A 1,331-nucleotide genomic window follows, 5' to 3' on the forward strand; every position below is an offset into this window, starting at 1 on the left:
ACTAGTACACCTCGGCGTAAATACACAGACTATTAGACAGCCAAGACTTTACCCTTATATGTCCACTTAAAAGGTTTGGCCATTGTTTGATTAAAGTAGTTAATAAAATTGAGGATGCGATTTTTCAGATCGTACTGACTGGTGAAACTTGCTCTTTTTAGTAATTTCCGCACCAAAATGCTGAACCAAATCTCTATTTGATTAAGCCACGAAGAATGTTTGGGTGTGTAATGGAAAACAATTTGATGTGTTGGGTCACTTAAAAAAACAGCGCGGGATTTCATGGATTGAAGTATGCCGCTTTTTCCCTTAATACCGAGGTCGATATCTAAGCCTTCTTTTTCGGCAACTAAACGCACCAGTGATTCAGATTGGTGAGTATTCAGACAATCCATAATTAGATGCCATTTTGGGGCAGCCGGATCAGTTTCAATGATGTGACGAATATTCTGTACAAAATCGGATTCTGTTCTCGAATCCCCGCAAGTTGGCTCGATAATCTTACCAGTAGCAATATTGAAATTAGCCAGCAAGGTCTGCGTACCATGACGAATATATTCAAACTCTCTTCTTGCAACTTTACCTGGTCGCATTGGTAAGTCTTTCTCGAGACGCTCAATAGCTTGAATCCCTGTCATTTCATCAACTGATATAGTGTGTTCTCCATTTTGACTGCGTTCAATCGCAGTCAGATATAAGCCTGTAATATCTTTAACTTTTGCATCAAATTCTTCATCCACAGGGGGGGGTTAACCAGTAGCGCGAGGCGTGTGGTTTAATTTCTGCTTCTTCTAATAATCTGCCAACATGGCGGACTGATATACTTTCAATAATGCCTTGTTTCATGATTTCCTCCGCCAGCTCTCTAGCTGTCCAGTGACTTATTGGTCGTCCATAATCCGACGGTGAGGAACAGGCGAGTGCAAATAACTCGGTTACTTGTTCCATGCTAAATTTTACTGGTGCGCCAACACGCTCTCGATCTTGTAATCTTTGCAAAATCGATAAGTCTTTTCCCTCGCTCTCCAACCATCGGTTTCGCCATAAACGAGCCATCTGCCGGTTAATCTCTAGGCTTCGGGCTATTTCACGATGGTTTTGACCATCAGATGCCATGAGAATTATTTTGGCTCGTAGCACTATCTGTTGCGGCGTGTTGTGTCTCTTGATTAACTGGTGAAGTTGATGACGCTCGCCATCGCTTAAATTTAATATTTTAGGCATTAATAAGGTCATATATGACTCAGAATATCACCTACCGGAACTGGTCTAAACTAACTATGTTATTCTACCACAAATATAGTCTGTCTACTTACGCCGAGCTGTACTAG

General features: G+C 41.4%; 2 protein-coding genes. Both read right to left on the minus strand.

The window, feature by feature from the left end; translation table 11 throughout:
* Nucleotides 1-32: 32 nt before the first annotated feature.
* Nucleotides 33-740 carry a transposase gene (locus QUA04_RS29660; protein WP_333264381.1) on the minus strand — a complete coding sequence of 236 codons (708 nt, stop codon included), beginning with the start codon at nt 738-740 and terminating at the stop codon, nt 33-35.
* Nucleotides 733-1,236 carry a helix-turn-helix domain-containing protein gene (locus QUA04_RS29665; RefSeq protein WP_333264384.1) on the minus strand — a complete coding sequence of 168 codons (504 nt, stop codon included), beginning with the start codon at nt 1,234-1,236 and terminating at the stop codon, nt 733-735. Before QUA04_RS29665 ends, QUA04_RS29660 begins: the two co-directional genes overlap by 8 nt.
* Between the last annotated feature and the right edge of the window lie 95 nt (nt 1,237-1,331).

It is taken from the genome of Microcoleus sp. S13_C5 (assembly GCF_036700845.1).
In the GTDB taxonomy this organism is placed as follows: Bacteria; Cyanobacteriota; Cyanobacteriia; order Cyanobacteriales; family Microcoleaceae; genus Microcoleus.

Excerpts from the sequence above, each read along its gene's own strand:
- QUA04_RS29665 (WP_333264384.1), bottom strand. The coding sequence starts at position 1,236 with ATGACCTTATTAATGCCTAAAATATTAAATTTAAGCGATGGCGAGCGT.